The organism is Luteibacter sp., from assembly GCF_051958795.1.
In the GTDB taxonomy this organism is placed as follows: Bacteria; Pseudomonadota; Gammaproteobacteria; order Xanthomonadales; family Rhodanobacteraceae; genus Luteibacter.
On sequence record NZ_JBQCFT010000115.1, the window covers coordinates 1 to 24975 of the forward strand.

The 24975-nt window shown below is 65.7% G+C and carries 24 protein-coding genes and 1 tRNA gene; 20 read left to right on the forward strand and 5 right to left on the reverse strand.

Annotation, left to right across the window (positions count from 1 at the left end):
* Positions 1 to 194 precede the first annotated feature (194 nt).
* The 4 genes from ACTHLF_RS06235 (at position 195) to ACTHLF_RS06250 (ending at position 4835) form a co-directional block, all read left to right on the forward strand.
* Complete coding sequence (locus ACTHLF_RS06235; protein WP_440325795.1) at positions 195 to 1451, forward strand: O-antigen ligase family protein; 1257 nt, start codon at positions 195 to 197, stop codon at positions 1449 to 1451.
* A 3-nt stretch (positions 1452 to 1454) separates the two neighbouring features.
* Positions 1455 to 2456, forward strand: a complete 1002-nt coding sequence (locus tag ACTHLF_RS06240; RefSeq protein ID WP_440325797.1) for a glycosyltransferase — start codon at positions 1455 to 1457, stop codon at positions 2454 to 2456.
* Positions 2457 to 2574: 118 nt separating this feature from the next.
* Positions 2575 to 4515 (forward strand): ArnT family glycosyltransferase, encoded by a 1941-nt coding sequence (locus ACTHLF_RS06245; protein ID WP_440325799.1) that lies wholly within the window; start codon positions 2575 to 2577, stop codon positions 4513 to 4515.
* Positions 4512 to 4835: a tetratricopeptide repeat protein gene (locus ACTHLF_RS06250; protein ID WP_440325801.1), complete on the forward strand. Its 324-nt coding sequence runs from the start codon at positions 4512 to 4514 to the stop codon at positions 4833 to 4835. Before ACTHLF_RS06245 ends, ACTHLF_RS06250 begins: the two co-directional genes overlap by 4 nt.
* Here the strand turns inward: ACTHLF_RS06250 and ACTHLF_RS06255 are convergent.
* Positions 4810 to 5715 (reverse strand): LpxL/LpxP family acyltransferase, encoded by a 906-nt coding sequence (locus tag ACTHLF_RS06255; protein ID WP_440325803.1) that lies wholly within the window; start codon positions 5713 to 5715, stop codon positions 4810 to 4812. The genes ACTHLF_RS06250 and ACTHLF_RS06255 overlap by 26 nt on opposite strands.
* A 56-nt stretch (positions 5716 to 5771) precedes the next feature.
* Between ACTHLF_RS06255 and dtd the strand changes: the two genes are divergently transcribed.
* From dtd to ACTHLF_RS06280, 5 genes are all read left to right on the forward strand, one after another.
* Entirely contained in the window at positions 5772 to 6215 is a 444-nt protein-coding gene (dtd, locus tag ACTHLF_RS06260; RefSeq protein WP_440325805.1) for a D-aminoacyl-tRNA deacylase, read from the forward strand.
* A 178-nt stretch (positions 6216 to 6393) separates the two neighbouring features.
* Positions 6394 to 8274: an RNA polymerase sigma factor RpoD gene (rpoD, locus tag ACTHLF_RS06265; RefSeq protein ID WP_440325807.1), complete on the forward strand. Its 1881-nt coding sequence runs from the start codon at positions 6394 to 6396 to the stop codon at positions 8272 to 8274.
* A 104-nt stretch (positions 8275 to 8378) separates the two neighbouring features.
* Positions 8379 to 9149, forward strand: a complete 771-nt coding sequence (locus tag ACTHLF_RS06270; RefSeq protein ID WP_440325808.1) for a TonB family protein — start codon at positions 8379 to 8381, stop codon at positions 9147 to 9149.
* A 35-nt stretch (positions 9150 to 9184) separates the two neighbouring features.
* Positions 9185 to 9667, forward strand: a complete 483-nt coding sequence (locus ACTHLF_RS06275; RefSeq protein ID WP_440325887.1) for a helix-turn-helix transcriptional regulator — start codon at positions 9185 to 9187, stop codon at positions 9665 to 9667.
* Between the two features lie 31 nt (positions 9668 to 9698).
* Positions 9699 to 10109, forward strand: a complete 411-nt coding sequence (locus ACTHLF_RS06280; RefSeq protein WP_440325810.1) for a VOC family protein — start codon at positions 9699 to 9701, stop codon at positions 10107 to 10109.
* Between the two features lie 304 nt (positions 10110 to 10413).
* Here ACTHLF_RS06280 and ACTHLF_RS06285 read toward each other — a convergent pair whose 3' ends face one another.
* Genes ACTHLF_RS06285 through ACTHLF_RS06300 form a run of 4 tightly spaced genes read right to left on the reverse strand, consistent with a single transcriptional unit; the run spans position 10414 to position 14455 of the window.
* On the reverse strand, positions 10414 to 10812 hold the full coding sequence (locus tag ACTHLF_RS06285) for a DUF2894 domain-containing protein (RefSeq protein WP_440325812.1): 399 nt from the start codon (positions 10810 to 10812) through the stop codon (positions 10414 to 10416).
* Positions 10802 to 11452 (reverse strand): OmpA family protein, encoded by a 651-nt coding sequence (locus ACTHLF_RS06290; RefSeq protein ID WP_440325814.1) that lies wholly within the window; start codon positions 11450 to 11452, stop codon positions 10802 to 10804. Before ACTHLF_RS06290 ends, ACTHLF_RS06285 begins: the two co-directional genes overlap by 11 nt.
* Positions 11449 to 13737 (reverse strand): DUF802 domain-containing protein, encoded by a 2289-nt coding sequence (locus tag ACTHLF_RS06295; RefSeq protein WP_440325816.1) that lies wholly within the window; start codon positions 13735 to 13737, stop codon positions 11449 to 11451. Before ACTHLF_RS06295 ends, ACTHLF_RS06290 begins: the two co-directional genes overlap by 4 nt.
* A 10-nt stretch (positions 13738 to 13747) precedes the next feature.
* On the reverse strand, positions 13748 to 14455 hold the full coding sequence (locus ACTHLF_RS06300; protein ID WP_440325817.1) for a DUF3348 domain-containing protein: 708 nt from the start codon (positions 14453 to 14455) through the stop codon (positions 13748 to 13750).
* Between the two features lie 140 nt (positions 14456 to 14595).
* Between ACTHLF_RS06300 and ACTHLF_RS06305 the strand changes: the two genes are divergently transcribed.
* The 11 genes from ACTHLF_RS06305 to ACTHLF_RS06355 all read left to right on the forward strand — a co-directional run bounded on the left by ACTHLF_RS06305 (position 14596) and on the right by ACTHLF_RS06355 (position 24975).
* Positions 14596 to 14671 (forward strand) — tRNA-Ile (locus ACTHLF_RS06305).
* An 85-nt stretch (positions 14672 to 14756) separates the two neighbouring features.
* Positions 14757 to 15050, forward strand: coding sequence for a hypothetical protein (locus tag ACTHLF_RS06310; RefSeq protein WP_440325819.1), 294 nt, complete (start codon positions 14757 to 14759; stop codon positions 15048 to 15050).
* Between the two features lie 123 nt (positions 15051 to 15173).
* Positions 15174 to 16073: a universal stress protein gene (locus ACTHLF_RS06315; protein WP_440325821.1), complete on the forward strand. Its 900-nt coding sequence runs from the start codon at positions 15174 to 15176 to the stop codon at positions 16071 to 16073.
* A gap of 27 nt (positions 16074 to 16100) precedes the next feature.
* Positions 16101 to 16682 (forward strand): N-acetyltransferase family protein, encoded by a 582-nt coding sequence (locus ACTHLF_RS06320; protein ID WP_440325823.1) that lies wholly within the window; start codon positions 16101 to 16103, stop codon positions 16680 to 16682.
* A gap of 9 nt (positions 16683 to 16691) precedes the next feature.
* Positions 16692 to 17579, forward strand: a complete 888-nt coding sequence (locus tag ACTHLF_RS06325) for a universal stress protein (protein WP_440325825.1) — start codon at positions 16692 to 16694, stop codon at positions 17577 to 17579.
* 5 nt (positions 17580 to 17584) lie between these two features.
* Entirely contained in the window at positions 17585 to 18838 is a 1254-nt protein-coding gene (locus ACTHLF_RS06330; RefSeq protein ID WP_440325827.1) for an MgtC/SapB family protein, read from the forward strand.
* 75 nt (positions 18839 to 18913) lie between these two features.
* Positions 18914 to 20068: a zinc-dependent alcohol dehydrogenase family protein gene (locus ACTHLF_RS06335; RefSeq protein WP_440325829.1), complete on the forward strand. Its 1155-nt coding sequence runs from the start codon at positions 18914 to 18916 to the stop codon at positions 20066 to 20068.
* Positions 20059 to 21435, forward strand: a complete 1377-nt coding sequence (locus tag ACTHLF_RS06340; RefSeq protein WP_440325831.1) for an MBL fold metallo-hydrolase RNA specificity domain-containing protein — start codon at positions 20059 to 20061, stop codon at positions 21433 to 21435. Before ACTHLF_RS06335 ends, ACTHLF_RS06340 begins: the two co-directional genes overlap by 10 nt.
* Positions 21436 to 21569: 134 nt before the next feature.
* On the forward strand, positions 21570 to 22196 hold the full coding sequence (locus ACTHLF_RS06345) for a phosphatase PAP2 family protein (RefSeq protein WP_440325833.1): 627 nt from the start codon (positions 21570 to 21572) through the stop codon (positions 22194 to 22196).
* Between the two features lie 69 nt (positions 22197 to 22265).
* Positions 22266 to 24260 carry an ATP-binding protein gene (locus ACTHLF_RS06350; RefSeq protein ID WP_440325835.1) on the forward strand — a complete coding sequence of 665 codons (1995 nt, stop codon included), beginning with the start codon at positions 22266 to 22268 and terminating at the stop codon, positions 24258 to 24260.
* A complete protein-coding gene (locus ACTHLF_RS06355; RefSeq protein ID WP_440325837.1) occupies positions 24253 to 24975 on the forward strand; it encodes a response regulator in 723 nt (240 codons plus the stop codon). The genes ACTHLF_RS06350 and ACTHLF_RS06355 overlap by 8 nt, the downstream gene beginning before the upstream one ends.

The window sequence follows — 24975 nt, forward strand, 5'->3', positions numbered from 1 at the left end:
CCGCCGTCCCCGGCGTGGAAATTCGTCAAGAGGACCTTCATGCCCGACCTTTGCGGTAGCTGAATTGCGGCCGGCTCACCGTGCACCCACGGAACGGCATCACGATCCGTTAAAGTAACATGTCTCGCGAGCCCGGCCTTCCGTGCCGCGGTGCGAGCGGGCCCACCGGGCCAACCACAGATGCAAGGTGCCGAGTGCAAGATAAACACAACGCGTGGCGCCCATGGATCCTGTCGCTGCTCATCGCGATCATGCCACTGTCGTTCGCGGTGCCGCTCAAGGCCAAGGCCGTGCCCGCCGCCATCCTGCTGCTCACCGGGCTCTGGCTGATCGCAAGGCATCCCGAGGTCCGCGCCGCCTATCGCCGCGCCGCGCTGGTCGTCGTCCCGGTGGCGCTGGCGTTCGTGTTCTGGCTTGCCAACGCGCTGGCCCATGGCATCCCGCTCAAGGAGTTCGACGTCCCGTCGCACATCCTGGCGTTCCTGCCGATCGCCGCCTGTTTTGCCGCGCCATTGCGCCCCATCGTCCTGCGCCTCGGGTTCAGTGCTTCCGCCGGTGCGCTCGGGCTCATCTGCATGGAGCAGCACTACATCGAGGGCATCGACCGCGCCTACGGCATCAACAACGGCCTGTGGGGCGCGATCGAGTTCGGCATGTTCATCCTCGTGCTGTCCCTGATCGCCATCATCCAGGCACTCCGTCTCGAACTGCGCCCAGGCGAACGCGTGCTGCACGGGGTGTTCGCGGCGATGGGCTTCTACGGTGCCCTGCTCACCCAGAGCCGGGGGCCCCTCCTCGCCTGCATCCCGGTCTTCGTGTTGCTGGTATGCATCCAGGCCCGGCGCACGCGGCGCTGGCGGCAGGCCATCGGCGTGCTTGTCCTCGGCGTCGCCGTCGTCGGCGTTGCCGCGACCACGCTGCACGGCGAGGTCGCGGAACGTTTTGCGCGCGTATCCGAAGAGGTTTCCACTTATAGCGAGAACGATGCGACCGGCGCCGTGCGCGAACGCCTGGAGATGTGGCGCAATGCCGGCTCGGCGATCGCCCAGCACCCGCTTACCGGGGTTGGCCTGAACCAGTTTGGCACCTATGCGCGCGGCCGCATCGCGGAAGGCAAGGCCGCGGGATCCATCGAGCAGTACGATCACCCGCACAGCGAATACCTTGAGTGGGCCGTCACCGGTGGCCTGCCCGCGCTCGTGCTGCTCCTCGTGATGTTCGGCGCCTCGCTCTGGTACTTCGGCCGCCACGCCATGCACCGCGACAACGGCGTGGCGATGCCCGCCTGCGCGGGCCTGGCGGTGACCGGCATGTATGCACTGTGCGGCCTCACCGACAACGTGTTCTACCGCGCCATGCCGCACTCGCTCTATTTCTTCCTGACCCTGGGGCTGGCCGTGTACATCGGCCGGATGCTCGCCCCACGGGAATCCATCCAGAGGGCCCGCTAGGCCATGGCATCGATCAACCTCATTGCCTGGGACAACGGTCGCGGGCTGACCCACGATATCCGTCTTTTCGAAGACGCCCTGCGCGCCCTCGGCCACGACGTCACGGTCACCCGGACACCGCAACGCGCGCACGGGCTCCCCTGGAAGGCATGGGGCAAGATCCTGGCGATGCGCCTGCGCTGGCTGTTCGGCAAGGGTCCCTTCCGCTACGACCTCGGCCTGACGATCGAGCACGCCCACCCCGGTTATCTCGGCATGTCCCGGGTCAACGCCTTCATTCCCCACCCCGAGTGGATGAGCCGCCGCGACAGGCGTTACCTGCACCGGTTCGATACGGTCCTGTGCAAGACCGACAGCGCGCGGGATACGTTCCAGGCGCTCGGCATGCGCACCGCGCAGATTGGATTCACCAGCACCGACTGCCAGCGCAAGGGCGTGGCTCGGGACCGCGAGTTCCTGCACCTCGCCGGCGGTAGCCGCATGAAGGGCACGGAACGCCTGCTCGAGGTATGGCGCCGGCATCCCGAGTGGCCGACGCTGCATGTCTACCAGTCACCCTCCGTCGCCGCGAGCGACCGCCCGCCAGCCGCACCCAACCTCGACCACCAGGTGACCTTCCTCGCCGATATCGAGCAAATCCGGCGCCTGCAGAACGCCCACCTGTTCCATCTCTGCCTCTCCGAAGCGGAGGGCTGGGGCCACTACATCGTGGAAGCGATGAGTTGTGGTGCCGTTGTCCTGGCGACCGATGGCGCGCCCATGAACGAGCTGGTCACCGACGACCATGGCATGCGCGTCGCGGCGCACGAAAACGGCACGATGAACGCGGCGACCCTGTGGCGCTTCGACGAAGAGGCCCTCGAGGCATGCGTCGAGCGGATTATCCGGATGCCGGATGACGAGGCGTTCGCGCTGGGTGATGCCGCGCGGCGCTGGTTCGTAGCCAATGAAGCCGGGTTCCCGCAACGGCTCGGCAAGGCCATCGACGACCTGCTGCGGCGCTGAACCCCAGCCACCGCACGGCTCTAGACGCGCCCGCGACAGCCCAGGCTGTACCAGTAAAGTCAGCTATCCTCGCGGCCGTGCGTTTAGAATTCATGATCCTTTAACGGTAACGACGCCCTTGTCCAACAGCGCCTATACCCGCTCGGAACACATTCGCGCCCTCTGGCCCTGGCTGCCCCTATGGGCGGCCATGGCCCTGCTCGCCATCTTTTCGCACGGCCCGATGCCGATGTTCTCGACGCGGACACTGGCCGTCGCATGGGACATGTGGGCGCACCACCAGTGGCTCGTACCCCACATCAATGGCGAACCTTACAGCGAGAAGGTTCCGCTGCTGTTCTGGATGATCCACGCGGGCTGGGCGATCTTCGGCGTCAGCGACGTGTGGCCGCGCGTGCTCGAGGTCATCTTCGGCGGTGCGCAGCTGGTGCTCGCGTCCGTCCTGGCCGGCCGGCTGTTCCCCGCGCGCCCGTGGGTCGCCAAGGCCACGCCGTGGCTGCTCATGGCGTTCGCCTACGCGTTCCTGTTCGGCCTGCAGATCATGTACGAGGTACTGCTCTGCGTGTGGGTGCTGGGCGCGCTGCTGTGCCTGACGCCGACGGCCACGCGCGCCGCGCCACGCTGGTGGCTCTTCGGCCTGGTCGTCGGCGCCGGCCTGCTGACCAAGGGGCCGGTCATGGCCCTGCACGTGGTGTTCCCGTTCCTGCTCGGCCCGCTCTGGAACGACTGGGCGCGGCAGAACAAGGCGCGCTGGTACGGCATGGGCCTGCTTGGCCTGCTGATCGGTTTCGCGCTGCTGATCGCCTGGGCGATTCCGGCTGGCGAAGCGGGTGGCGAGGCGTACCGCCAGCGCTTGTTCTTCACCCAGACCGCGGGCCGCGTCGTCGATACCCACGCGCAGGATCTGCAGAACCATGCGCGCCCGGCCTGGTATTACCTCCTGTTCCTGCCAGTCATCATCTTCCCGCTGAGCGGCTGGCTGCGCGGTTTCGTCGCGCTGCCGACGACGCTGTTCCGCAAGCCATGGCGCCCCGGTGCCGGCGCGGCCATCGTGGTCGCCGCCGTCGCGCTCCTGCTGTTGCTGGTGTCCGCACTCGCGCACTTCCCGCCGCTGATCGACAAGGTCCTGGTCGTACTGCTGGTGGTGCCGCTGTTCGTCGCACTGCTGCGCCAGCCGCTCGAACCCGGGCTGCGTTTCCTGGTGTGCTGGCTGCTGCCGACCTTCCTCGTCTTCTCGCTGATCACCGGCAAGCAGCTCTACTACGTGCTGCCCGAGCTCGGTGGCGTGACCATGCTGGTCGCGGCGTGCGTGGCCGACCTGCGCGAGCGGCACCCGAAGCTGGCCAACCATTGGGCACTGGGCACATGGCCGCTGTCGGTGGGCGCCTTCCTGCTGGCTATCGTGCTGTTCGCCATGCCGGCCGTCGTGCCCACGCGCTTCCCCGACAATATCTGGCTTACCGGCATGGCGCCCTACGCCCGTTTCTTCGGCGTGGTGTTCATCGTGCTTGGCGCCCTCCTGCTGCTGCGGGGCCGGGGTGAGATGCGCCGCCTGGCGTTCGCCGGGCTGATCGGTACCGTGGCGCTCAATGCCTTGTTCACGCTCGGCCTGTGGTACCGGTACGACCTGACGCCCGCGTCGCTTTATCTCGCGCAGGCCGATGCGGCCGGACGTCCCATCGGCAACCTCGGCGTCTCCTATAACGGCCAGTACCATTTCGCCGGCCGGCTGATGCACCCCATCGCCAAGATCAAGGTGCAGCCGGGCATGGCACCGCCGACCGATGATGATGACGACGATGTGGTGCACGACGGTGACTCGCTGACCGACTTCGCCCAGCACCATCCCGATGGGCTCATCGTCTCGTATGCGAAGCATCCGCCGGCGGAAGCGTACCGGTACGCACGGCTGGTGCAGCCCTCGCGCACGGGCTGGCTGATGATCTGGGATGCGGCCACGCTGGATGCCTTGCAGACCGGCCGCGTGCCGGCCGATCCCAGCGTACCGACCCAGCTGTATCCGCTCGATTACTGGCGCACGCGCGCCGCCGTGCGATGAGCGACCCGCTGATCGAACGACTGCGCGCCCAGGTGGGCGGTGTCCGCGATGGCGCGCTGCTGCGCTTCTCCCTCGGCAACGCGCTGCTCGCCGATGGCCAGTATGCGGAGGCCGCGCAGTCGTTCCGCGAGGCGCTTGGGTTCGACCCCGGCTACTCCGCGGCTTGGAAACTGCTGGGCAAGGCCCTGGTCGCCCAGGACGACGAGGCGGGCGCCGCCGAAGCGTGGCGCCAGGGCATCGAGGTCGCCACCACGCGCGGCGATGTCCAGGCCAGCAAGGAAATGTGCGTGTTCCTCAACCGGCTGTCGAAGCCGCGCTGACCTTGTACGGGTCCGGCCGGTCGTGCGCCGTGAATCGCTTGTAGTGCCACTGGTACTGCGGGAAGGCGATCCGGACACACTCTTCGACGCCGCGATTCAGCGCCGCACAAGCCACCTTCATGTCCGCATCCGCTATCCCTTCCGGGGCCGGCAGCACATGGATCCGGAAGCCCCGGCCGTCCGGCAGGCGTTCCGCGAAGCTGAAAAGCACCGTGGCGCCGGTGCGTGACGCGAGCCGGGGGAGCAGCACCCCGGTCAGGGCATCGACGCCAAAGAAAGGCGCGAATTCGCCTTCTCCCTCGCGCGGCTTCTGGTCGGGAAGAATGCCCACCGAACCGCCCGCGCCAAGACGCTTGAACAGGGTGCGCACGCCCGCGCCCTCCGCGCGGACCTGCTCGGGGGCGAGTTTCCCGCGTACCTTGCGCAGCAGGGCCTCGATCGCCTGGATGCGCGGCGGCCGGTACAGGATGGCCATGGGCGTCTTGCTGCACAGCCAGTAATTCAGCAGCTCCCAGCAACCCAGGTGTGGCGCGGCGATGATCACGCCCTTGCCCGAGGCCAGCGCGGCGTCGAACAGCTCGCCGCCGACCACCTCGCGGACCAGGCCGAGGGCCTTGTCGGAGCCACCGCCCCAGATCGCCGCGATTTCGGTGGCACCCTTGCCTTCTTCCTCCATCGTCTGGCGGAGAAGCGCGGCCCGGGCGTCCGGGCTGAGCTCCGGGCGGGTCAGGCGCAGGTTGGTCGCGGTATAGCGCGCACTACGGGAATTCGAACGCAGCGACCGGCGGCCGATCCAGGCGCCGATGGCATGCACGGTGCGCAGGGGCAGAAGGCTCACCAGGCGCAGCAGGAGATACAGGAGGTAAATGTCCGGACGCATTCCCCGAATGGTAACCGCTCCTTTAAGCTTGGCGCCCAGCCGCCGCTACAGAATCCATGATTGCACTGATCCAGCGCGTCGAATCCGCGCGAGTCGATGTCGAGGGTGAAACGGTGGGCGCCATTGGCGCCGGCCTGCTTGCGCTCGTAGCCGTCGAGCCGGGCGATGGCGAACCCCAGTGCCGGCGCATGCTCGAGCGCCTGCTCGGGTACCGGGTGTTCTCCGATGCCGAGGGCAAGATGAATCTCGGCCTGGCCGAGACCGGTGGCGGTCTGTTGCTGGTGAGCCAGTTCACCCTGGCCGCCGATACCCGGAAAGGCATGCGGCCCAGCTTCACCACCGCGGCGCCGCCGGGAGAAGCCCAGCGCTGGTTCGACCGGCTCGTGGCGCTGGCGCGCGACGCCCACCCGCCAGGGGTGGAAACCGGGCGCTTTGGTGCCCATATGAAGGTTCACCTGATCAATGATGGCCCGGTCACCTTCCGCCTGGAGGTGCGCTGAGGCGTATCCAGGGGGCCAGGTCCCCCGCTCTCTTCCCCATCCCGTCGCAACCGCCCGGCCTGTAAGGCTTTCTGGCGCGATTCTTGCGTCCCCCGGATGAGGCCAATCCACTTGAAAACTGGTCAAAAAATCATCAAATGACTATACTGATCGGTTCCTGTAACCCGCGGCGGTCGGCATGACTAACAAAGCTCACGAGCAACAGTCTGAAATCAAGCAGCTCATCTCCAAGGGCCTGGAGCAGGGCTACCTGAAGTACGCCGACATCAATGACCACCTGCCCGACGATCTCGTCGATACGGATCAGATCGAAGACATCATGGCGGTGCTCAAGGGCGTCGGCATTGAAGTCCACGATTCGGCACCCGACACCGACACCATCAGCGATGGCGGTGCCCCCGGCTCCGGCACGGATGACGAATCCGCCGCCGAAGAAGCCGTGGCCCTGCTGTCCGCCGTCGACTCCGAGGTGGGCCGCACCACCGACCCGGTCCGCATGTACATGCGCGAGATGGGCACGGTCGAACTGCTGACCCGCGAAGGCGAAATCGCCATCGCCAAGCGCATCGAAGAGGGCCTGAACCAGGTCCAGACCGCGCTCGCCTCGTTCCCGCTCACCATCCAGCTCCTGCTGGAAGAGTACGACCAGCACCTGGAAGGCAAGCGCCGCCTCAGCGAAATCCTGGCCGGCTTCGCCGACCTGGAAGCCGCGGCTGACGAAGCGCAGGCCGCCGCGGCCGACGCCGATTCGGATGTCGCCGATGGCGACAGCGACAGCGATGACGACGACGATGCCACCGACGGTGGTGGCGACGACGAGGAAGCCGGTCCGAGCGGTCCGGATCCGGAAGAAGTGAAGCGCCGCATGGAAGAACTGCGCTCGCTCCACGCCAAGTTCCAGAAGTCGGCCCCGAAGGCGGAAATCGCCGACAAGAAGGTCGCGAAGATCCGCGAGCAGATGTCTGAGGCGTTCCTCAACCTCAAGCTGCCGTCGGCCCTGATCGACAGCTTCGTGCGCAAGCTGCGCGAAGTGGTGAACGACATCCGTCACCACGAGCGCATCCTCATGGATATCTTCGTCAAGCAGGTGAAGATGCCGCGTGCGGAGTTCCTCAAGAGCTTCCCGTCGAACGAAGGCAACCTCGAGTGGGCCGCCGACCTGTCGCGCAAGCGCCAGAAGTGGTCGCCGAACATCAAGAACTTCCGCGAAGCCATCGATGGCGAGCAGGAGAAGCTGGCGCAGATCGAGCGCACGCTGTACCTGCCGCTCACCGATATCAAGGAAATCAACCGCGCCATGTCCGTGGGCGAGGCCAAAGCCCGTCGCGCCAAGAAGGAAATGGTCGAGGCCAACCTGCGCCTCGTGATCTCCATCGCCAAGAAGTACACCAACCGCGGCCTGCAGTTCCTCGACCTCATCCAGGAAGGCAACATCGGCCTGATGAAGGCCGTGGACAAGTTCGAATACCGCCGCGGCTACAAGTTCTCCACGTACGCCACGTGGTGGATCCGCCAGGCCATCACCCGTTCGATCGCCGACCAGGCGCGCACCATCCGTATCCCGGTGCACATGATCGAAACGATCAACAAGCTCAACCGCATCTCCCGCCAGATGCTCCAGCAGTTCGGCCGCGAGCCGACGCCGGAAGAACTGGCGAAGGAAATGGAGATGCCGGAAGACAAGATCCGCAAGGTCCTGAAGATCGCGAAGGAACCGATCTCCATGGAAACGCCGATCGGTGACGATGAAGATTCGCACCTTGGCGATTTCATCGAGGACACCAACGCCAGCTCGCCGATCGATTCGGCGACGGAAACGGGCCTCATGGAAACCGTGCGCGACGTGCTCGCCGGCCTCACCCCGCGTGAAGCCAAGGTGCTGCGCATGCGCTTCGGCATCGATATGAACACGGACCACACGCTGGAAGAAGTCGGCAAGCAGTTCGACGTCACCCGCGAGCGCATCCGCCAGATCGAAGCCAAGGCCCTGCGCAAGCTGCGCCACCCGAGCCGCTCGGAGACGCTGCGGTCGTTCCTGGATATTGATTTATCCTGGTGAGCCGCCTGTAGTGTTGAAAACGCCCGCGCAAGCGGGCGTTTTTTTGTTGGCAAGTCGCACAGGCTGCGCTCTAATGCCGACCACGAAGGATCAGAGGACAAGGAATGCTCACCGTTTCAGCGCGCGCAGTGCTCACTGCGTGCATCGTGTTGGCCGCAATGCCCACGACGGCCGCCAACCGGGCGCGACAACCTTTCACACCCATGACCCCGCTGCCGTACACCACAGGTTTCTATCGACACAACGTTGATAGCACGCTCGCGACGTGCCGATCCGCCGGCGTGGACGCCGAAACATACCGAGTGATTTTTGTTGCGAATGAGTCGGGCAGCGATACAAGCGCGGAACGCGTCCTGCCCTGGACTGGTTACGACGACGAAGCCAACCGCGAGTTTGCTCATCAAGACGCCCTTCGTCGCGAGCGAGCGATCGGGCGCCTTCAATGGCTAGCCACGCGATACGACGAGCCCGGTCTGATTGGTGCCGGATGCAATGCGCTCGCAACGCATGCGGGTGAGCTGGCCCTTTCTGATGTATTTAGTGCACGATGGCCTGTCGAGTGGCAGGACCTCCCCGTCGATCCACACGATGAGGATGATCGTTGCGTTGCGAAGCTTGACGTCAGGGCACCGTCATACCCACCGGTCGCGGTACGCAACCGCGAACACGGCACGGTACTCATAGGTGTCACCGTGAATGACGAAGGCCAGGTGGTTGCGGGCGAAGTCGCCCGCAGCAGCGGTTCGCGAGCCATCGACATCGCTACGGTCCGGCAATCGAGGCAGTGGCAGTTCGATGTATCAACCTGCCTCCGCAGCCACAGCCGGCACTTCCGCATGATCTGGATTCCTGTCACGTTCGCTTTACCAATGTAGGGCAGCTCAGCCAATGCGCAGGAGCTCGGAGCTTGATGGAAGAACGGGGAGCCTGCCACTATCGACTCATGGCTAGCCCCGCCAATCCGTCGAAGCCCCTGCGCGATCTTGCCCGCTTACGTCGGGTTCGCGATCGTATTGACCGCGAGTACGCCCAGCCTCTGGATGTCGAGGCTCTGGCCCAGACGGTGCACATGTCGGCGGGACATCTCAGCCGCCAGTTCAAGGCAGCTTACGGAGAATCGGTCTACAGCTACCTGATGACTCGCCGGATCGAGCGGGCGATGGCGTTGCTCCGGCGCGGGGACATCAGTGTCACCGATGCGTGCTTCACCGTCGGCTGTTCGTCCCTGGGTACGTTCAGCACGCGCTTCTCTGAGCTCGTGGGCATGTCGCCGACGGCGTATCGGCGCGAGCGGGCCAAGGCCACGGAGGGGATGCCGTCGTGCGTGGCGCGGGTCGTGACGCGTCCCGTCAGGAATCAAGAAGCGGCGGTGGATAAGACCGACCTAGACTGAGCCCACTGACCTCGACCACACGGAGAACGCCATGGATATCTCGATCAACGCCAGCTTCCTTGCCCAGAACGACCCTGATGCTGCCCTCGCCTTCTATCGCGACACCTTGGGATTCGAAGTTCGCAATGACGTGGGCTATGGCGGGAAGCGCTGGATCACAGTCGGGCCGGTAGGCCAGCCGCATACGTCGATCGTGCTCTACCCGCCGGAAGCGAGCCCGGGCGTCACCGACGATGAGCGCCGCACCATCGCGGAGATGATGGCCAAGGGCACCTTCGGGATTATCCTGCTGGCCAGCAAGAACCTGGATGCTACGTTCGAACAGCTGCAGGCGAAGCAGGCGGACATCGTGCAAGAGCCGACAGATCAGCCTTACGGTGTGCGCGACTGCGCGGTGCGTGATCCTGCAGGGAACATGATCCGCATCCAGCAGTCGGCTTGAAGAAGCTGCGAAAACAAGAAACCCGCCTTGCGGCGGGTCTTTTTGCACATACCTAGTTTCGTCACCAGTAAGGTTGGCTGGGAGAGGAAGCTCTAGGGCAGCGGCGTCAGTATAGCTAACGGAGATCAGGCATCAAGACGGCCACACACGCGCTACGTGTAAGGGATCCCTGATTGACGCCCCCTTGGCGTTTGCTCATGATTCGCACACCTCCCCGTCGGTTTCGGTCGCCGGGCGCACGCCACCACTTTGTTGGTGGCGTTGCTTTTTGTACTGACGGAAAAGTGCGCGCAGCCGGTGCGCGCTATTCGGCCTTCTTCTTCGGCTTAGCGCGAGCCTTCGGCTTCTTCGTACCAATCGTCGCCGGGCGCGGCGCCTCCTTAGCAGCGGGCGCTGCTGCAACCGTCAAACGCTCCATCCACGTCAGATCATCGACGTACGAAAGGAAGTGTTGCAGGTAGCCCGGCGAGAGTTCGCGCATCAGTTCCATCGCGCGATGTACCAGTGCGGCGGAGTTGAGCGGGCCGGTGCTTTCCATCTCGGGCATGTGCAGCTCGGCCTGTTGCAGCTGGCTGCGGGCGCGCACGCTGTCCCAGAGCTTTCGCACGCGGGCGAGCTCTGCGTCGAGGTCGACGGTCGGGCTCTGCTGGCCAGAGAGGTGGCCCAGCAGGTCGCCGAGAGGACTGGCGGGCTTACGGTCCATGCGCCTTTGCGTCCGTCGCGGACTGCCGGGGAATCGGTGCGATTTCTACGCGACGATTCTTCGCACGACCTGCTTCGTCGGCGTTGTCGCTCACGGGCTGTTCGGCACCGAAGGCAGCCGCGAAGACCGACGACGACGGCACACCCTCGGATATCAGCGCACGGGTGACGGTGAGCGATCGCTCGGCCGAGAGTTCAAGGTTATCCGTGAATCGGCGGTTGCCTTCGTGCACAGCCTGGTCGTCGGTGAAGCCGCTGACCATGAGGATCTCGTCGCGCGACTTCAGATACGTCGTGAGCGGGCCTGCCAGCGTCTTCAGCAGTTCACGGCCTTCCGGCTGCAGCTGATCGGAGTTGAGCGCGAAAAGCACGTTACCGCTGATGCCGATACGGCCATTGACCAGCGTGACGCGGCCCGATGCCAGCGGTGCGGCGAGCGCCTGCTCCAACGTGACGCGTCGCTGCTGCTCTTCCTGGCGCTGCTTCGTCTCCTGCTCCAGCTTGCTGGTGAGCTGGAGCTGCATGCCGATGACGCCGACCAGGATCAGGACGAACGCACCAAGCAGCACCGACATCAGGTCGCCAAAGGCGGCCCAGATCGGGGCGTTCGATTCGCCGTCGATGTCGAGCTCGTCGCTCATGCCTTGGCTGCCCCATTCTTCTTCGACGCGAGCTGCTGCATGTCTTCCAGGATCTGCTTCTGCGAGAGCACGCTAAGGTCGACCACCTCGCGCGCCTGCGCCACGTAGTACGCCAACTGCTCGTCACTGCGGACCAGCGAGCGGTCGAGCGCTTCGCCGATCTCCTGCAGGCGTGCCAGCAGGGCTTCGTTCGACTGGCCGAACACCTGTACCGCGCTGCCGAAGGTTTCACCCAGACTGGCGACGTTCTCGGCGCTGCCGGTGATCCGTTCCGCCACGCCCTCGAGCTTGCCGGTCTCGCCTTCCACCTGCTCGATGAAGCGCGTGCCGACTCGCTCGAGAAGCTCAGCAGAAGTCGTAACGAGGCCATCGATGGCGGCGCGCTGTTCGGTCGACGCGTGGTTCACCGCGCTGAGCAGCGTCTCGACGGTTTCGAGCAGGCGGCTGCGCTCTTCCAGCGTGGCCGTGTCGCGCACCATGCTTTCGGAAAGCTTCTCGCGCAGCTCAGCGACGACGTCAGCAGCCGCCTTGGGCGCTTCCGAGGCGGCATCAACGAGGCGGGAAATCTCGGCGATGGTGGCGCTGGCGTGTTCCTGCGACTGCGCGGTGATGTCGCTGGCGGTCTTCGCCAGCGCCTCGCGCATCGCGGCCTGCTGTGCTGCGGACGCTTCACCCGCTTCCTTCCAGTGCGCCATGGCTTCACCGCCTGCGCGGTTCCACTGGGCGACGGCATCGTCACCGGCGCGATTCCACTGAGCGATGGCGTCGTCGCCGGCACGGGTCCACTGCGAAGTGGCATCTTCACCGGCGCGCTTCCAGAGCGCGGCGGCATCTTCACCCGTCTGCTTCCAGTCAGCGGCGAGCGCGGAGGACATGCCCTGCAGCGCATCCGTCCAGGCCGTGAGGCGCTCGCTATCGCGCGCGACGAGCGTGGTCTGCAGGTCGCCGTGCGCCTTTTGCACCGTGTCGACCAGCGCGGCGGCCTGCTCGGTGAAGGCCTTCGAGGCGGTGTCCATGGCCTGCTCGTTGCGGGCGACAAGGGCTTCGGTCGTCGTCGCCTGCTTCGCGACAAGGCCTTCGACGGCGTCGATGTGCCGGGCAAGGGCCGCGGTGGAGGCGTCGCTCGATGCCTTCGCCGTCGCATCGAAGCGCGTGGCGACCGTGTCCACCATCGTGGCCGAGCGCTGCTCGAACCCCGACGTGAACGCTTCGAGCGCACCGCGCAGATCCTGCGCCTGCGCCTCGCTGGCCGTGCGCTGCGTGGCGAGCGCTTCGTTCCAGGCCGCGGTAATGCTCGTGGTCGTGTTCGCGAAGCCCGCGGTGATGCCGTCGAGCTGGCGCTCGACCGCCTTGTTGACGCTGTCGTGCAACGAGGCGGTCTCGCGCGCGATGCCGGCCATCGTGGTTTCGAAGATCGGCTGCAATGCCGCGCTTGCGGCACGCGCGCTATCGGCCACCCCGGCCTTCAGCGATCGCTCCACCGACGACGCGAGGCGTGCGAAGGTCGCCTCGGCCTTGGCGTGGAAAGCATCCTGGCTATCCGCGTGACGCTGGCCGGTGCTCGCGTTCTGCGTCTCGATGGTGGCCATCATCGCCTGCAGGCGATCGATGAGTGCAGGCATCAGCTCGGTCTGCTGCTGGAGCAGGCGGAACGATTCCTCGCGCTGGTGGGCCTGCGAGAATACGCGGAGCGTGGTCGCTGCCTTGAGGTCGAGCGACTGGATGGCCGCCATGCGCTCGCGACGCGCCAGCGCGGAGAGCAGGCCGAGCATGGCCGAGGTGGCGACACCGGCGATCGAGGTACCGAACGCGAAGCCAAGACCCTTCACCGGTGCGGCCAGCGAGCCGCGGATGGCCTGCAGGTCGGTCGCGCTTTCCAGGGCGATACCGGTGCCCCGCAGCGTCGCCATCATGCCGAGCAAGGTGCCGAGCATGCCGAGCAGCACCAGCAGGCCGACGAGGTACGGCGTCAACGCGGGCGCAGGGAGCGTCGCGCGCTCGCCTTCGACACGCAGGCGTACGCCATGGCGCAGGCTCGGGTGAAGTTTGCCCAACCATTCCGCGAGGCTCGCCGGCGTCGTGCTCAGATCCGCGGCGGCCGCGTCGAGCGATGCCGTCGCCTGGCGATAGCGGAAGAGCTCGATCGCACCCGCGAGGTAACCCAACGCGATCAGGGCGGCGACCAGCGCACCCAGCGGATTCGAGCCAACGTAGCCGATACCGACCCAGCACACGATGGCGAGGCCGGCCACGAACACGGCGAAGTGGAGGAAATTTCTGCGCATGACTTACCAGTTATGAGCCGTGAAGGGCGGCGAGCAGCCCTTCCAGCGGTTGAAAACGTACATCGAGTTCGGCGAGCAGGATGTCCTGCATCTCGCGGATGAAAAGATCGAGCCAGATACCGGTGGTACCGGCACCCTCTTCCGCAGCCTTCCTCGCCTTTTCAAAACGTGTTTCGAGCAGCGCGGGCACGCCGCCCAGCAGGCGTTGCTCGCGCGGGCTCAGCGCCCCTTCCATCACCCCATCCACCTCGGCCAGCCGCGCCAGTTCGGGCGAGGCCATGGCCAGGTGGTCACGGAGCTCACCACGCAGCTTGCCGGTGGTGCCCTGAATCGAGCGTTGCATCAGCAGGTAGCGCTCGCGGAGGGCGGAGTAGTCCACCTTGTGGTCGGGATCGCCTTCCACGGCGCCAGCCCGGGCAATAGCCCGGCTGCGGGCACGGGACCAGGCCTGCTCATCGGTGATCGCCTCGACCAGCGCGGCGCGGGCACCGGCCAGCAGGGCGTCGTTGGGCGTTTCGCCCTGCGGGGGCTCGTCGAGCGGGGCGACCTTGCCATCCAGCGCCGACGAGAGGGCGATCGACTGCGTCCAGCTGAGCCATTGGCTCAGCCGGTCCGGCAGGGAACCGCCAGGCTGGCCCGCGTCGACCTCCCCCAGGCGCGCGAGCAGGCGCACGAAGGTCGATCCGCGGATAGCCGCTCGTGGAGGGCTTTGCTGCATGCTAAGTCGCTAAAAAACGGACAGTTTACCCTAAGAAGGTAACGGGCTGGCCGGCGACCGGATATCAATCCGCGCGAGATCGGTCCGCGGCTAGCGCGCCAGCCCGTACAGCGATTCGGTACACTCCCCCGTCCCGCAGGGGGCCTATAGCTCAACGGTTAGAGCAGGGGACTCATAATCCCTTGGTTCCAGGTTCGAATCCTGGTGGGCCCACCAATGCGGACGGCCAAAGTGAAACGTTATCATTTCGCCAGCTTTGTAGCGGCTGGCGCATGATCCGCGCATGTCCGAGGACGTGCCTATGAGCCACACAGCGTACGGCCAGCCAAATGCCGGCCACGTGGGCGAAAACCACAACGCGCCCAACCCATCCCGGGATGATCACAAGTCCTACTACCGCGTGGCCGCAGGCGGTGCCATCGCGTGCCTGACGCTGCTGGCGGGGGATTCGGTAGCCGATTTCGAGGGGCTGGTCTGGCGCGATGGCCGCGTGCTCTTCGAGTTCATCGGGTCTGTCAACACGCGGGGTGAGTCCCTGGCCCACGCGCTGGAAGCGGCGCTGGCGGCACGCCTCCGCCTGGACACCCACCGGTAAACGGATCGCAAAGGTCGCGAACACGATGGCAGGCCACCCCTGCTTGACCGAAGTCAAGAATGCGCTTCCCTCGTGCGCGTATATCTCGTTCGCAAGGCCCGTTCGTGGGCTGGAGCGAACGCTATGTCCGAGACGGCTATCCGGGATCACACCCATACACCTACCGTTCGCGCTGCGATCGACCAGATCCTCGTCGTCGCGCTCGATTCGCCCGCCGATACCGCCTCCGGGTCGTGCGCTGCGCTAATCGCAAGGGAACAGAATGCGGCACTGGCCATCCTGCGTGTCGTCCCGGTGCCACCGCCCGCTACGGATACCTGGGCGCTCATGCCGGACGTCACCTATGCGGAATGCGTAGCAGATGCGCTGGCTCGCGGGCACGGCTATTGCGATGCCTTACGGGAACGCGTCAAGGCCCAGGGCGTAACGGCGACGGTGCATGTCACCGAGGCACTCGGCGTCGCCTCCGCCGCGATCGCAGCCAGGGAGGCGCGCCGCGCTGCCGATCTGGTCGTCATGGGACGTCCATCGGCGATGGCAGCCGAGCGTCGCCTGGCCTACACGCACTTTGGCACGCTCCTCGTCGAGTCCGGCCGCCCCGTCCTCGTGGTTCCCCCGGATTTCAAACCTGGCACCGCGCCTGCGCGGCGGATCCTGGTCGCATGGAAGAACTCGCCCCAGGCCGTCCGGGCGGTGAACGACGCCTTGCCGCTGCTCGCCCGGGCGGAACGGGTCGACCTGCTCCTGGTCGATCCGACCCCATCAGCGCTGGAGCACGCGGGAGAGTTCGGCGCGCGGATCGCCGCGCATCTTGAGCGCCACGGCGTCACCTGCAGCGTCATCGTGGAACGATCGAGGGGGAGAACGATCGGATCGAGCATCCTCGACCGCGCAAGCCACTCGCGCGCACAACTCATCGTGGCCGGGGGCTACGGTCACAGTCGGCTGCATGCGTGGGCCCTTGGTGGAACGACACGCACGCTGTTCCGGAACGCGTCGGTACCCGTCTTCTTCTCGCATTGATTGCCGCCCGCGCGGCGAGGATCACCCATGACCTACGTAACCCCCCAGGCACCCTCACCCAAGAGTCCATTCCCGCACGTCTCCGGGGAGCACGCGGTGGTGACGCTCCACGACGGTACGCCCGTGCTGATCCGGCCGCTGCGTCCGGACGATCGTGCGCGGGAGCAGGCGTTCATCCGGCGCCTGTCGCCTGAGTCGCGGCGTTGCCGCTTCCTGGGCGAGATACGCGAGGCGTCGGAACCGCTTCTCGATACGCTGATGAATACCGATGGCGTCGATAGCGTGGCGTATGTCGCGCTAGCGCACGACAACGGAGAACTGCGCGAGGTGGGTATTTGTCGCTATGCCTCGGGCACGGACCGATCGCGGTGCGAGTGCGCCGTAACCGTTGCCGACGACTGGCGGCACCGTGGGTTGGCCGTCACCTTGATGCAGCACCTTATCGCGACAGCCCGGCGCAACGGCTTCAAGGTCATGTACTCGATCGACCTGGCAGAGAACAGGGACATGGAGCAGCTGGCGCGCTTCCTTGGTTTCCAGCGTTCGCCGGACCCCGGAGATGCGACGCTGGTCACGCATTCGCTGCAACTCGTTCCCGCGACGCCATGAGGACACGCCATGTCTACCCAAGCGACCCATCCCGAGCCATCGAAAGCCCCGTCGCAGTCGGTACTGTCATCGTACCGCGATATCGCGGTGGCATTGACTGAGACCCCCGGCGACCATGCCGCGGTGAATGCCGCCATCGCCCTCGCGCGGGCCAGCGGAGCGCGCCTGAATCTGCTCCAGGTGCTACTGATGCCGACGCCCCTCGTGGATGCGTGGTCGCTCGTACCGGATACCGCGTTCATCGAGGCATACAACGTCATTCGGGGCGAGGCAAAGGTAAAGGCCCACGTCTGGCGAGAGCGCATGAAGCTCGCGATGGTCTCCGGTGAAGTACACGCGCTGGAAGCGCTATATCTCGAACCCTCGTCGCTGGCTGCCGAGGCGGCACGTTGCGGAGACCTCGTAGTGATCGCAGGCCCCGCGGCCCACGATGGCGACACGACCATGCTGAAGCGCTACTTCGCGGGGCTTCTTTTTGAAACGGGCCTTCCCGTATTGATGGTTCCGCCGGGGATCGAGGCAAACCTGCCCGCCCACCGGGCCGTCGTCGCGTGGGCGGATACGCGCGAATGCGTACGCGCCGTACATGACGCATTACCGATGCTCAGAGCGTGTGAGTCCGTGTCGGTGGCAACGGTCCGGGCGGGTCGCACGAGCGACCCGGGCGACCTGGTTGCGTTACTGAAGAGGCACGGTGTCGCGGCCGAAGCAACGCCACTCAGCCTGACCGGCGACGAAAGCATTGCTGATCGGTTGATGGAGCACGCGAGCCGGACGCACGCACAGCTGATCGTCGCCGGCGGGTACGGCCACAGCCGTCTGCGCGAGTGGGCTATCGGTGGCGTCACCCGGGATCTGCTGACACGCGCCCGCATCCCGGTGCTGTTCTCCCACTGACGGCGATGGACGTCCCACGCTGGCCAGAGGAGCTGCCCCTGGCAGGCTTCCTGGCCGCATTGGGCATCGGCCTGCTGGTGGGCCTGGTGCGGGAAAGAGCCAGCGTACCGCGTGAAGCGGATGCCGGTGGCGTCAGGACTCATACGGTGGTTGCCCTGACCGGTGCCACCGCGATGGCGGTAGGGCCGGTCGGTATCGGCGTCGCCGGTCTGTTCCTGGCGTTATCGACGCGGCGCCGCAGAGCAAGCTCGCAGAGCCCAGTGGCGGAAGTAGCCATCCTGGTGACGTTCCTGCTGGGCGCACTGGCGGTACGGTGGCCGACCCTTGCCGCGGCGCTGGGGGTGATCGTCTCGCTCGTCCTCGCCAACAAGAGCCGCCTTCACACGTTCAGCCGCCAGACCTTGTCAGCGGCCGAATTACACGACCTCCTGTTGCTGGCCGCCGCGGCATTCGTCGTGCTTCCGTTGCTACCGGATGTCACGCTCGACCCCTGGGGGGCCATCAACCCAAGCCGGCTCTGGGTCCTCGTGGTCGCCGTGATGAGTGTATCGTCACTCGGCTACGTCGCATTGCGTTCCGCCCATGCGGGCGTCGGGCTGCTGCTTGCGGGACTTGCGGGAGGCGTCATCTCGAGCACGGCAACGGTCGCCACGATGGGAGAGCGCATCCGTCGCGGCGAAGGCTCCGCTGTCGCGGCGGCATGTGTCGCGATGTTCTCCAGTGTCGCGTCCGCAGCCGAACTGGCCGTGGTCGTCGGCGTGGTGTCGCCCACGTTGCTTGCGCAGGTCGCGTGGCCGCTCGCGGCTTCCGCGGCGAGTGGGGCGTTGATCGCCGCCGCTTATGGCGTGGTCCAGAGGCGCGAACGCGTTGATGCGGCGCGACTCGCGGGACGGCGCCCATTCGATCTTTGGGCCGCTATCCGCCTTGTCGGCATGATCGCCGGCGTCATGGCCATCGCGGCCTTCGTCCAGGGTCAGCTGGGCCGCGCGAGCCTGCCATGGACCGCGGCACTCACAGGCCTTGCCGACGTGCATGCCGCTGCCGCCGCCGTGGCACAGCTGGTGGCCGCCGGCACGGCCGAACCAGTCCCCGCGAGCCGGGCGATCCTTGCGGCATTTGCCGCATCCTCCGCCTTCAAGACGGTCCTTGCCGTGTCGCGCGGAAGCTGGGCTTACGGATTCCGCGTGGGCCTGGGGCTCGCGGTCATGGCTTGCGCTTATCTGGGCGTAATCGCCGCAAGCGGCGGATCCGGCGTTTGACATCGCTCAACATGAGGACACCCCGCCTGCGGCATGTTGACTCCACGCCACACGAGTGCTCGCGGAGAATCCTCCATGACCCGTAATGAACGAACTCCGTCGCTGCGCATCTACCCTGGCCCGTCCGATCGGGAACAATGGATTCAACCCCGGCCTGGACAACGGCCGGAACTTGCATCTTCAGGAACGCGTTGCACGGGAGTGCCCGGCCCCACCATGGTCGCGATGGTCCTTGAGCGGATCGGTCAGCCCCTGGTGCCCCGCATGCTACCGCTGCCATCGCCTGGCCCGGGCGAGGTGCTACTCGAAGTGGAAGCCTGTGGCGTGTGTCGTACCGACCTGCACGTGATCGATGGCGAGCTTCCGAATATCAGGCTGCCAATGATCCCGGGCCATGAGTGCATTGGCCGCGTCGTTGCCGTTGGGCCCGGGGCCGAGGGCGTGGCGCCTGGCGACCGCCTCGGGGTGCCCTGGCTGGGCGGGAGTTGCCAGCAATGCCCTTATTGCCAGGAGGGGAAGGAGAACCTGTGCGACCACGGTGAGTTCATTGGCTATACCCGGCCGGGAGGTTTTGCGAGCCACATCGTGGCGCGCGCCGCGTACTGCGTGCGCCTGCACGGGGATGTGGATCCCGTTGCCGTGGCGCCCCTGCTATGCGCGGGTCTCATCGGCTGGCGCGCACTCAACCAGGTCGGGCACGGCGACCGGATAGGGTTGTACGGATTCGGCGCGTCGGCGCATATCGTTGCCCAACTCGCTCGCGCACAGGGTCGCGAGTTCTTTGCCTTCACGCGTCCCGGCGACGTCGCCGCGCAAGCTTTCGCGCACCGCTCGGGCGCCGCGTGGGTCGGTGGTTCGGACGAAATGCCCCCGGTACTGTTGGATGGAGCCATCGTGTTCGCGCCGGACGGAGCGCTCGTGCCGATGGCGCTGCGCGTCCTGCGAAAGGGAAGCACGGTCGTCTGCGCCGGCATCCATATGACGGACATCCCGGCATTCCCATATCGGCTGTTGTGGGAAGAGCGACAGATTCGCTCGGTCGCCAACCTTACGCGCGATGACGCGCGCACGTTCTTCAGCGCAAGCGAAGCTGCCGGCATCCGGACAAGCACGCGAAAGCTGCCGCTCGCCGCGGCCAACCAGGCCGTCGCGGAGTTACGGGCCGGGGCGATCCACGGTACCGCGGTGCTGGTACCGCCGCGGCAAGAGGAGATCCAGGCATGGCCATGACCTATACCTGCCATGGAGCGGCGCGCGAAGTCACCGGATCATGTCATCTGGTCACTTGTGGCAATCACCGCGTACTCATCGACTGCGGACTGTTCCAGGGCGACGCGCGTTCCGAATCACGCAACGGCGCGGACTTCGGATTCGATCCCGCAAGCATCGAGGTCGTGCTGCTCACGCATGCCCACCTGGATCACTGCGGTCGCCTGCCACTCCTGGTGCGAGGAGGATTCCGCGGGATCATCTTCGCAACGGCCGCCACCATCGAGCTGAGCCGCATCGTGCTCCTGGACGCAGCCAACCTGCAGGTCGAGGAGGCAGCCCGGGACCGCCGTCGGGGGGAGATATCCGCCGAGCCGCTGTACGACGTGGACGACGCACTGCATACCTTCGATTTCTTCCGTGCCGTCGACTATGGAGTCCCGATCACGGTGACGCCCGGGATGGTGGCACGCTTCAGCGACGCGGGGCATATCCTTGGCTCCGCCACCGTGACCATCGAGATGTCAGAGGGATCGACACGCCGGACCATCGTCCTTTCGGGTGATATCGGTAATCCGGGGCGGCCCTTGTTGCGTGATCCGACGCCGGCACCGCCCGCCGATTTCGTCGTCATGGAGAGTACGTACGGCGATCGCGCGCACAAGTCGTTCAAGGCATCCGTAGACGAACTGTATGACGCCGTCGGACTGACACTTCAGCGACGGGGCAACGTGATCATCCCGACCTTTGCGCTCGAGCGGGCACAGGAAGTCCTGCACAGCCTGGCCGCAGGCATGCGCGATGGGCGGCTCCCCCCTGCCCCGGTTTTCCTCGACTCCCCCATGGCCATATCCGCCACGGAAGTCTTCCGTCGTCATCCCGAGTGCCTCCGCGCCCCCATCGGGAGCGACCCGGATGATGATCCGTTCCAGATGCCTGGCATGCATTTCACACGCTCGACGGCGGAATCCATGGCGCTCAACACCATCCACTCAGGTGCGGTCATCCTGGCGGGTGCCGGGATGTGCAATGGCGGACGCGTCCGCCACCACCTCGCGCACAACTTATGGTCCGTTCGCAGCAGCATCATTTTCGTCGGGTTCGCCGCATCCAGCACACTCGCACGGCGCATCATCGACGGTGCGCGCCATGTCACGCTGTTTGGGCACGACGTGCCCGTACGCGCCCAGATATGGACCATCAACGGATTCTCGGCACATGCCGACCAACCGGCGCTGCTGCAGTGGCTCGGCGATTCGCCCCGAAAGCGCATCTTCCTGGTCCATGGCGAGGAAGAGCGCGGCATGCGCGCGTTCGCGTCAAAGCTCGAGGCAAGCGGTTACGCATGCACGCTGCCCACGCCAGGCGAATGCATCGCGCTTGACTGAGGCGTGTTCGCATCTGCCCGTGCGCACACGCCCTGTCGATTGCCACACATTTGATCCTGATCAGGTGGTCGTAAGGTCGGAGCGCTGTAATGGTGTCGCCGAGCAACAGTTCTCGCGAGTGCGTGGGAGGCCTTATGAGAAAGTCCATCGGTTGCCTGACCTTCTTGCTTATGCTGCTCAGCGCGCTTTCCGCCCACGCGGGCGGCGGCCCATTCGGTATCGACCACCGGGTGGCAAAGGACGATAGCGGCATCTGGAAACGATCGAACCAGAAGGCACTCATCTACGGAACGATCCTGACCGTGGGCGTTGGCGCGCTGGCTGAGGGCGATAACGGGCAACTCGGCGACACGTTCTGGCGCTCCGTCGATTCCATGGTCATCACCGGCGTCGCGTCGACGACCATGAAGTTCGCATTTCGTCGTGAACGTCCGTCGGAAACCGACAATCCCGATCGATGGTTCAAGCACGGCGGCAAAAGCTTTCCCAGCGGGGAAGTTGCCGCGATATCCGCTGCCGTGACACCCTTCATCGTGAGCTATGGCGACGACCATCCCCTGGTCTACGCACTGGCTCTACTCCCGGCTTACGATGCCGTGGCCAGGGTAAAGGTGCATGGGCACTGGCAAAGCGATGTGTTGGTCGGATCGGCGCTCGGCGTGGGCATTGGGCTGTGGAGCGCAAGGCGTACGGAATCGCCGATCGTTCTCAGCTGGTTACCGGGCGGCTTCAGGGTCGGTTTTATCCATCATTTTCGCTGACAACCCGCTCGCCAAAGGACGAAGGCACGCCTTTTGGCCCCATTGCGGGTCAGCCGTCGGGAGAGTTAAATGCTCGGCGCCGCCGTTCGCGTCGAGGCCTCGATGGACCTGAACGATCCCGTGCTGTTCCGGAGCCTGTTCGAGGCCGCGCCCGATGCCATGGTCGTCGTCCGGTCCGATGGAAAGATCGTGCTGGCCAACGAACGCGCTCATACGCTTTTCGACTACCCGCGCGGCGTGCTCGAGGGCCTGATCGTGGAGGCCCTATTGCCATCGGCCCTTCGCGCCGGACACACCGGCCTGCGTGCGGGATACGTGCGTTCCCCGCGACTCCGACCCATGGGCGCCGGCCGGGAATTGACGGCCATTCGCGCTGATGGGTCCGCCTTCCCCGTAGAGGTTGGCCTGAGCCCGGTGGCCAGCAGCGACGAGCCGCTTTTCGCCGCCTCCGTGCGCGATATCTCCGAAACGCAGCGAGCACGTCGCGCCCTGGCACGCGCCCGATACGATGCGGCACTGGCTGACCTGGGACGGCTGCTCGTATCGGCTGGCGGACCGGAAAGCGCGCTGCTTGAGGTCGCCCGGCATGTGCGTAGCGCATTGGGTGCCAGCGGCGCCGGCATACTGCTGTGCGCCCGTGACGGTCAGGGCTGCAGGCTCGCCGCCTCCGCTGGTGTGTTACCCGACGCGTTGTCGAAAACGTCGGACGATGGCTGGCTCGAGCAGCTACCGGTTGAGGCGCATGCCGCCCTGGTCGCCGGTGAGCCGACCCAGTGGCTGGCGCCCGGGCAGGGTCTTATTGTAAGCGTGGCCCTGGGCGATGGTGCTGACACCATGGGCTATGTCGTCGCGGTACTTCAGTCGCTGGAGATGGCGGACGCCGATCCCATGCACTTCCTGCGCGCCGCGGGGCATCTGGCGTCGGCCGCGTTACGCCGGACCCAGAGCGAGGAACGGCTCTCCCACGCACAGCGTCTTGATGCCCTGGGACAACTGACGGGTGGAATCGCGCATGACTTCAACAACCTGCTGACCATCGTCTCCGGCAATTTGCAGTTGCTTTCGCTCGAAGGCATGGATCCGGGCAGCATGCGAGAGACCCTGGCCAGCGCGTCGCGCGCTGTCGAAAGGGGCGCGGCCCTTACGCGAAAGCTGCTCGGCTTCTCACGGCGCCAGCCGCTTCGTCCACGCGCCCTTCGCCCCGAGGCATTGCTGGCGGACCTGGTGGACATGCTGATACGAACCCTTGGCGAAGCCATCGACGTCAGGGCCGACTGCCCTGCGGAAATTCCGGCGGTCTACGCGGATCCTGGCGAGCTCGAAGCCGCCTTGCTGAACCTCGCGCTCAACGCGCGCGACGCCATGGAGAACGGTGGCTGCCTGACCTTGAGCGTGCAGCTGGATCACGATGACGAAGGACGCCCACAGGTCGTGTTCACCGTGAGCGACACAGGCGTTGGCATGCCGCCCGAAGTCCTGGCTCGCGCCATGGAACCGTTCTACACCACCAAATCGGCCGACAAGGGCAGCGGGCTTGGATTGAGCATGGTGTACGGGTTTGCACGCCAGTCCCAGGGGCAGTTACGAATCGACAGCCGGCCGGGGCATGGTACCCACGTCCGCCTCGCACTCCCGGCCGCCGATGCAATCGAACCATCGGCCCTACCGACGCAATCGAGCCCCCCTGCGTTCCATGGCATGGTGCTCCTGGTAGAGGACGAACGCGAGCTACGGCAGATCGCTGGCCGGTATTTACGTTCGCTGGGCTTCGATATCGTGGAGGCGGACAATCCCGCCAGCGCCATGGAGTGGATCAATCAGCGGCCGGATCTGGTGGCCGTCTTCAGCGATGTTGTATTGGCGGGCGGTACGTCGGGCGTGGACCTCGCACATTGGATCCGCGAGGTCAGGCCTGGCCTCCCCGTGCTGTTGACCTCCGGATACGACCGGGGCCATGGCAGGGAAGCGAACGGGTACGAATGGCTGGCAAAACCCTATCAGCTCGACGAACTGGGACGACGCATGACCGTGCTGATCGCGTCCGCGCGGGGTGGTCATGGCTGACCAGGCGACAGAGAAAACACGGCTGCTCGTGGTCGAGGACGAGGCGGAGATCGCTCGCGTGGTTGCCCGTTACTTCGAGGCCCAGGGATTCAGCGTCACCATCGCCGCTAACGGCAAGGCCATGCGTGAGCTCCTCACCAGGGAGCCACCCGACCTGGTGCTCCTCGACCTGGGCTTGCCGGACGAGGACGGCTTCGCCGCGACGCGACACCTTCGCGAGCACTGGGGCGGCCCCATCATCATCGTGACCGGCAAGGCGGAGGCGACCGACCGGGTGGTCGGCCTGGAACTAGGTGCCGACGACTATGTTGCAAAGCCATTCGACTTGCGCGAACTGCTCGCCCGGGTGCGGAGTGTCCTGCGGCGGAGCCAGCGTAGCCACATACATGATCGGCCACGAAAGTATCGCTTCGAAGGCTACTCGCTGGACGTCGATGCAAGAGTGCTGACCGATGCGACGAACGAGCGCGTCCAACTGACCTCCGGCGAGTTCGACCTTTTGTGCGCCCTGATAGCGCAGCCCCGGCGCGTCATATCGCGCGATGAACTCCTCACACGCCTGCACGGGCGCTCGGCGGGCCCTTACGATCGGACGATCGACGTACAAGTGGGCCGGCTACGACGAAAGCTCGAACGTGATCCCGCCAATCCCGTGCTGGTTCGGTCAGTCCGCGGGCAAGGCTATGTGTTCACCGCCGAGCTTTCGCCCTGGTGA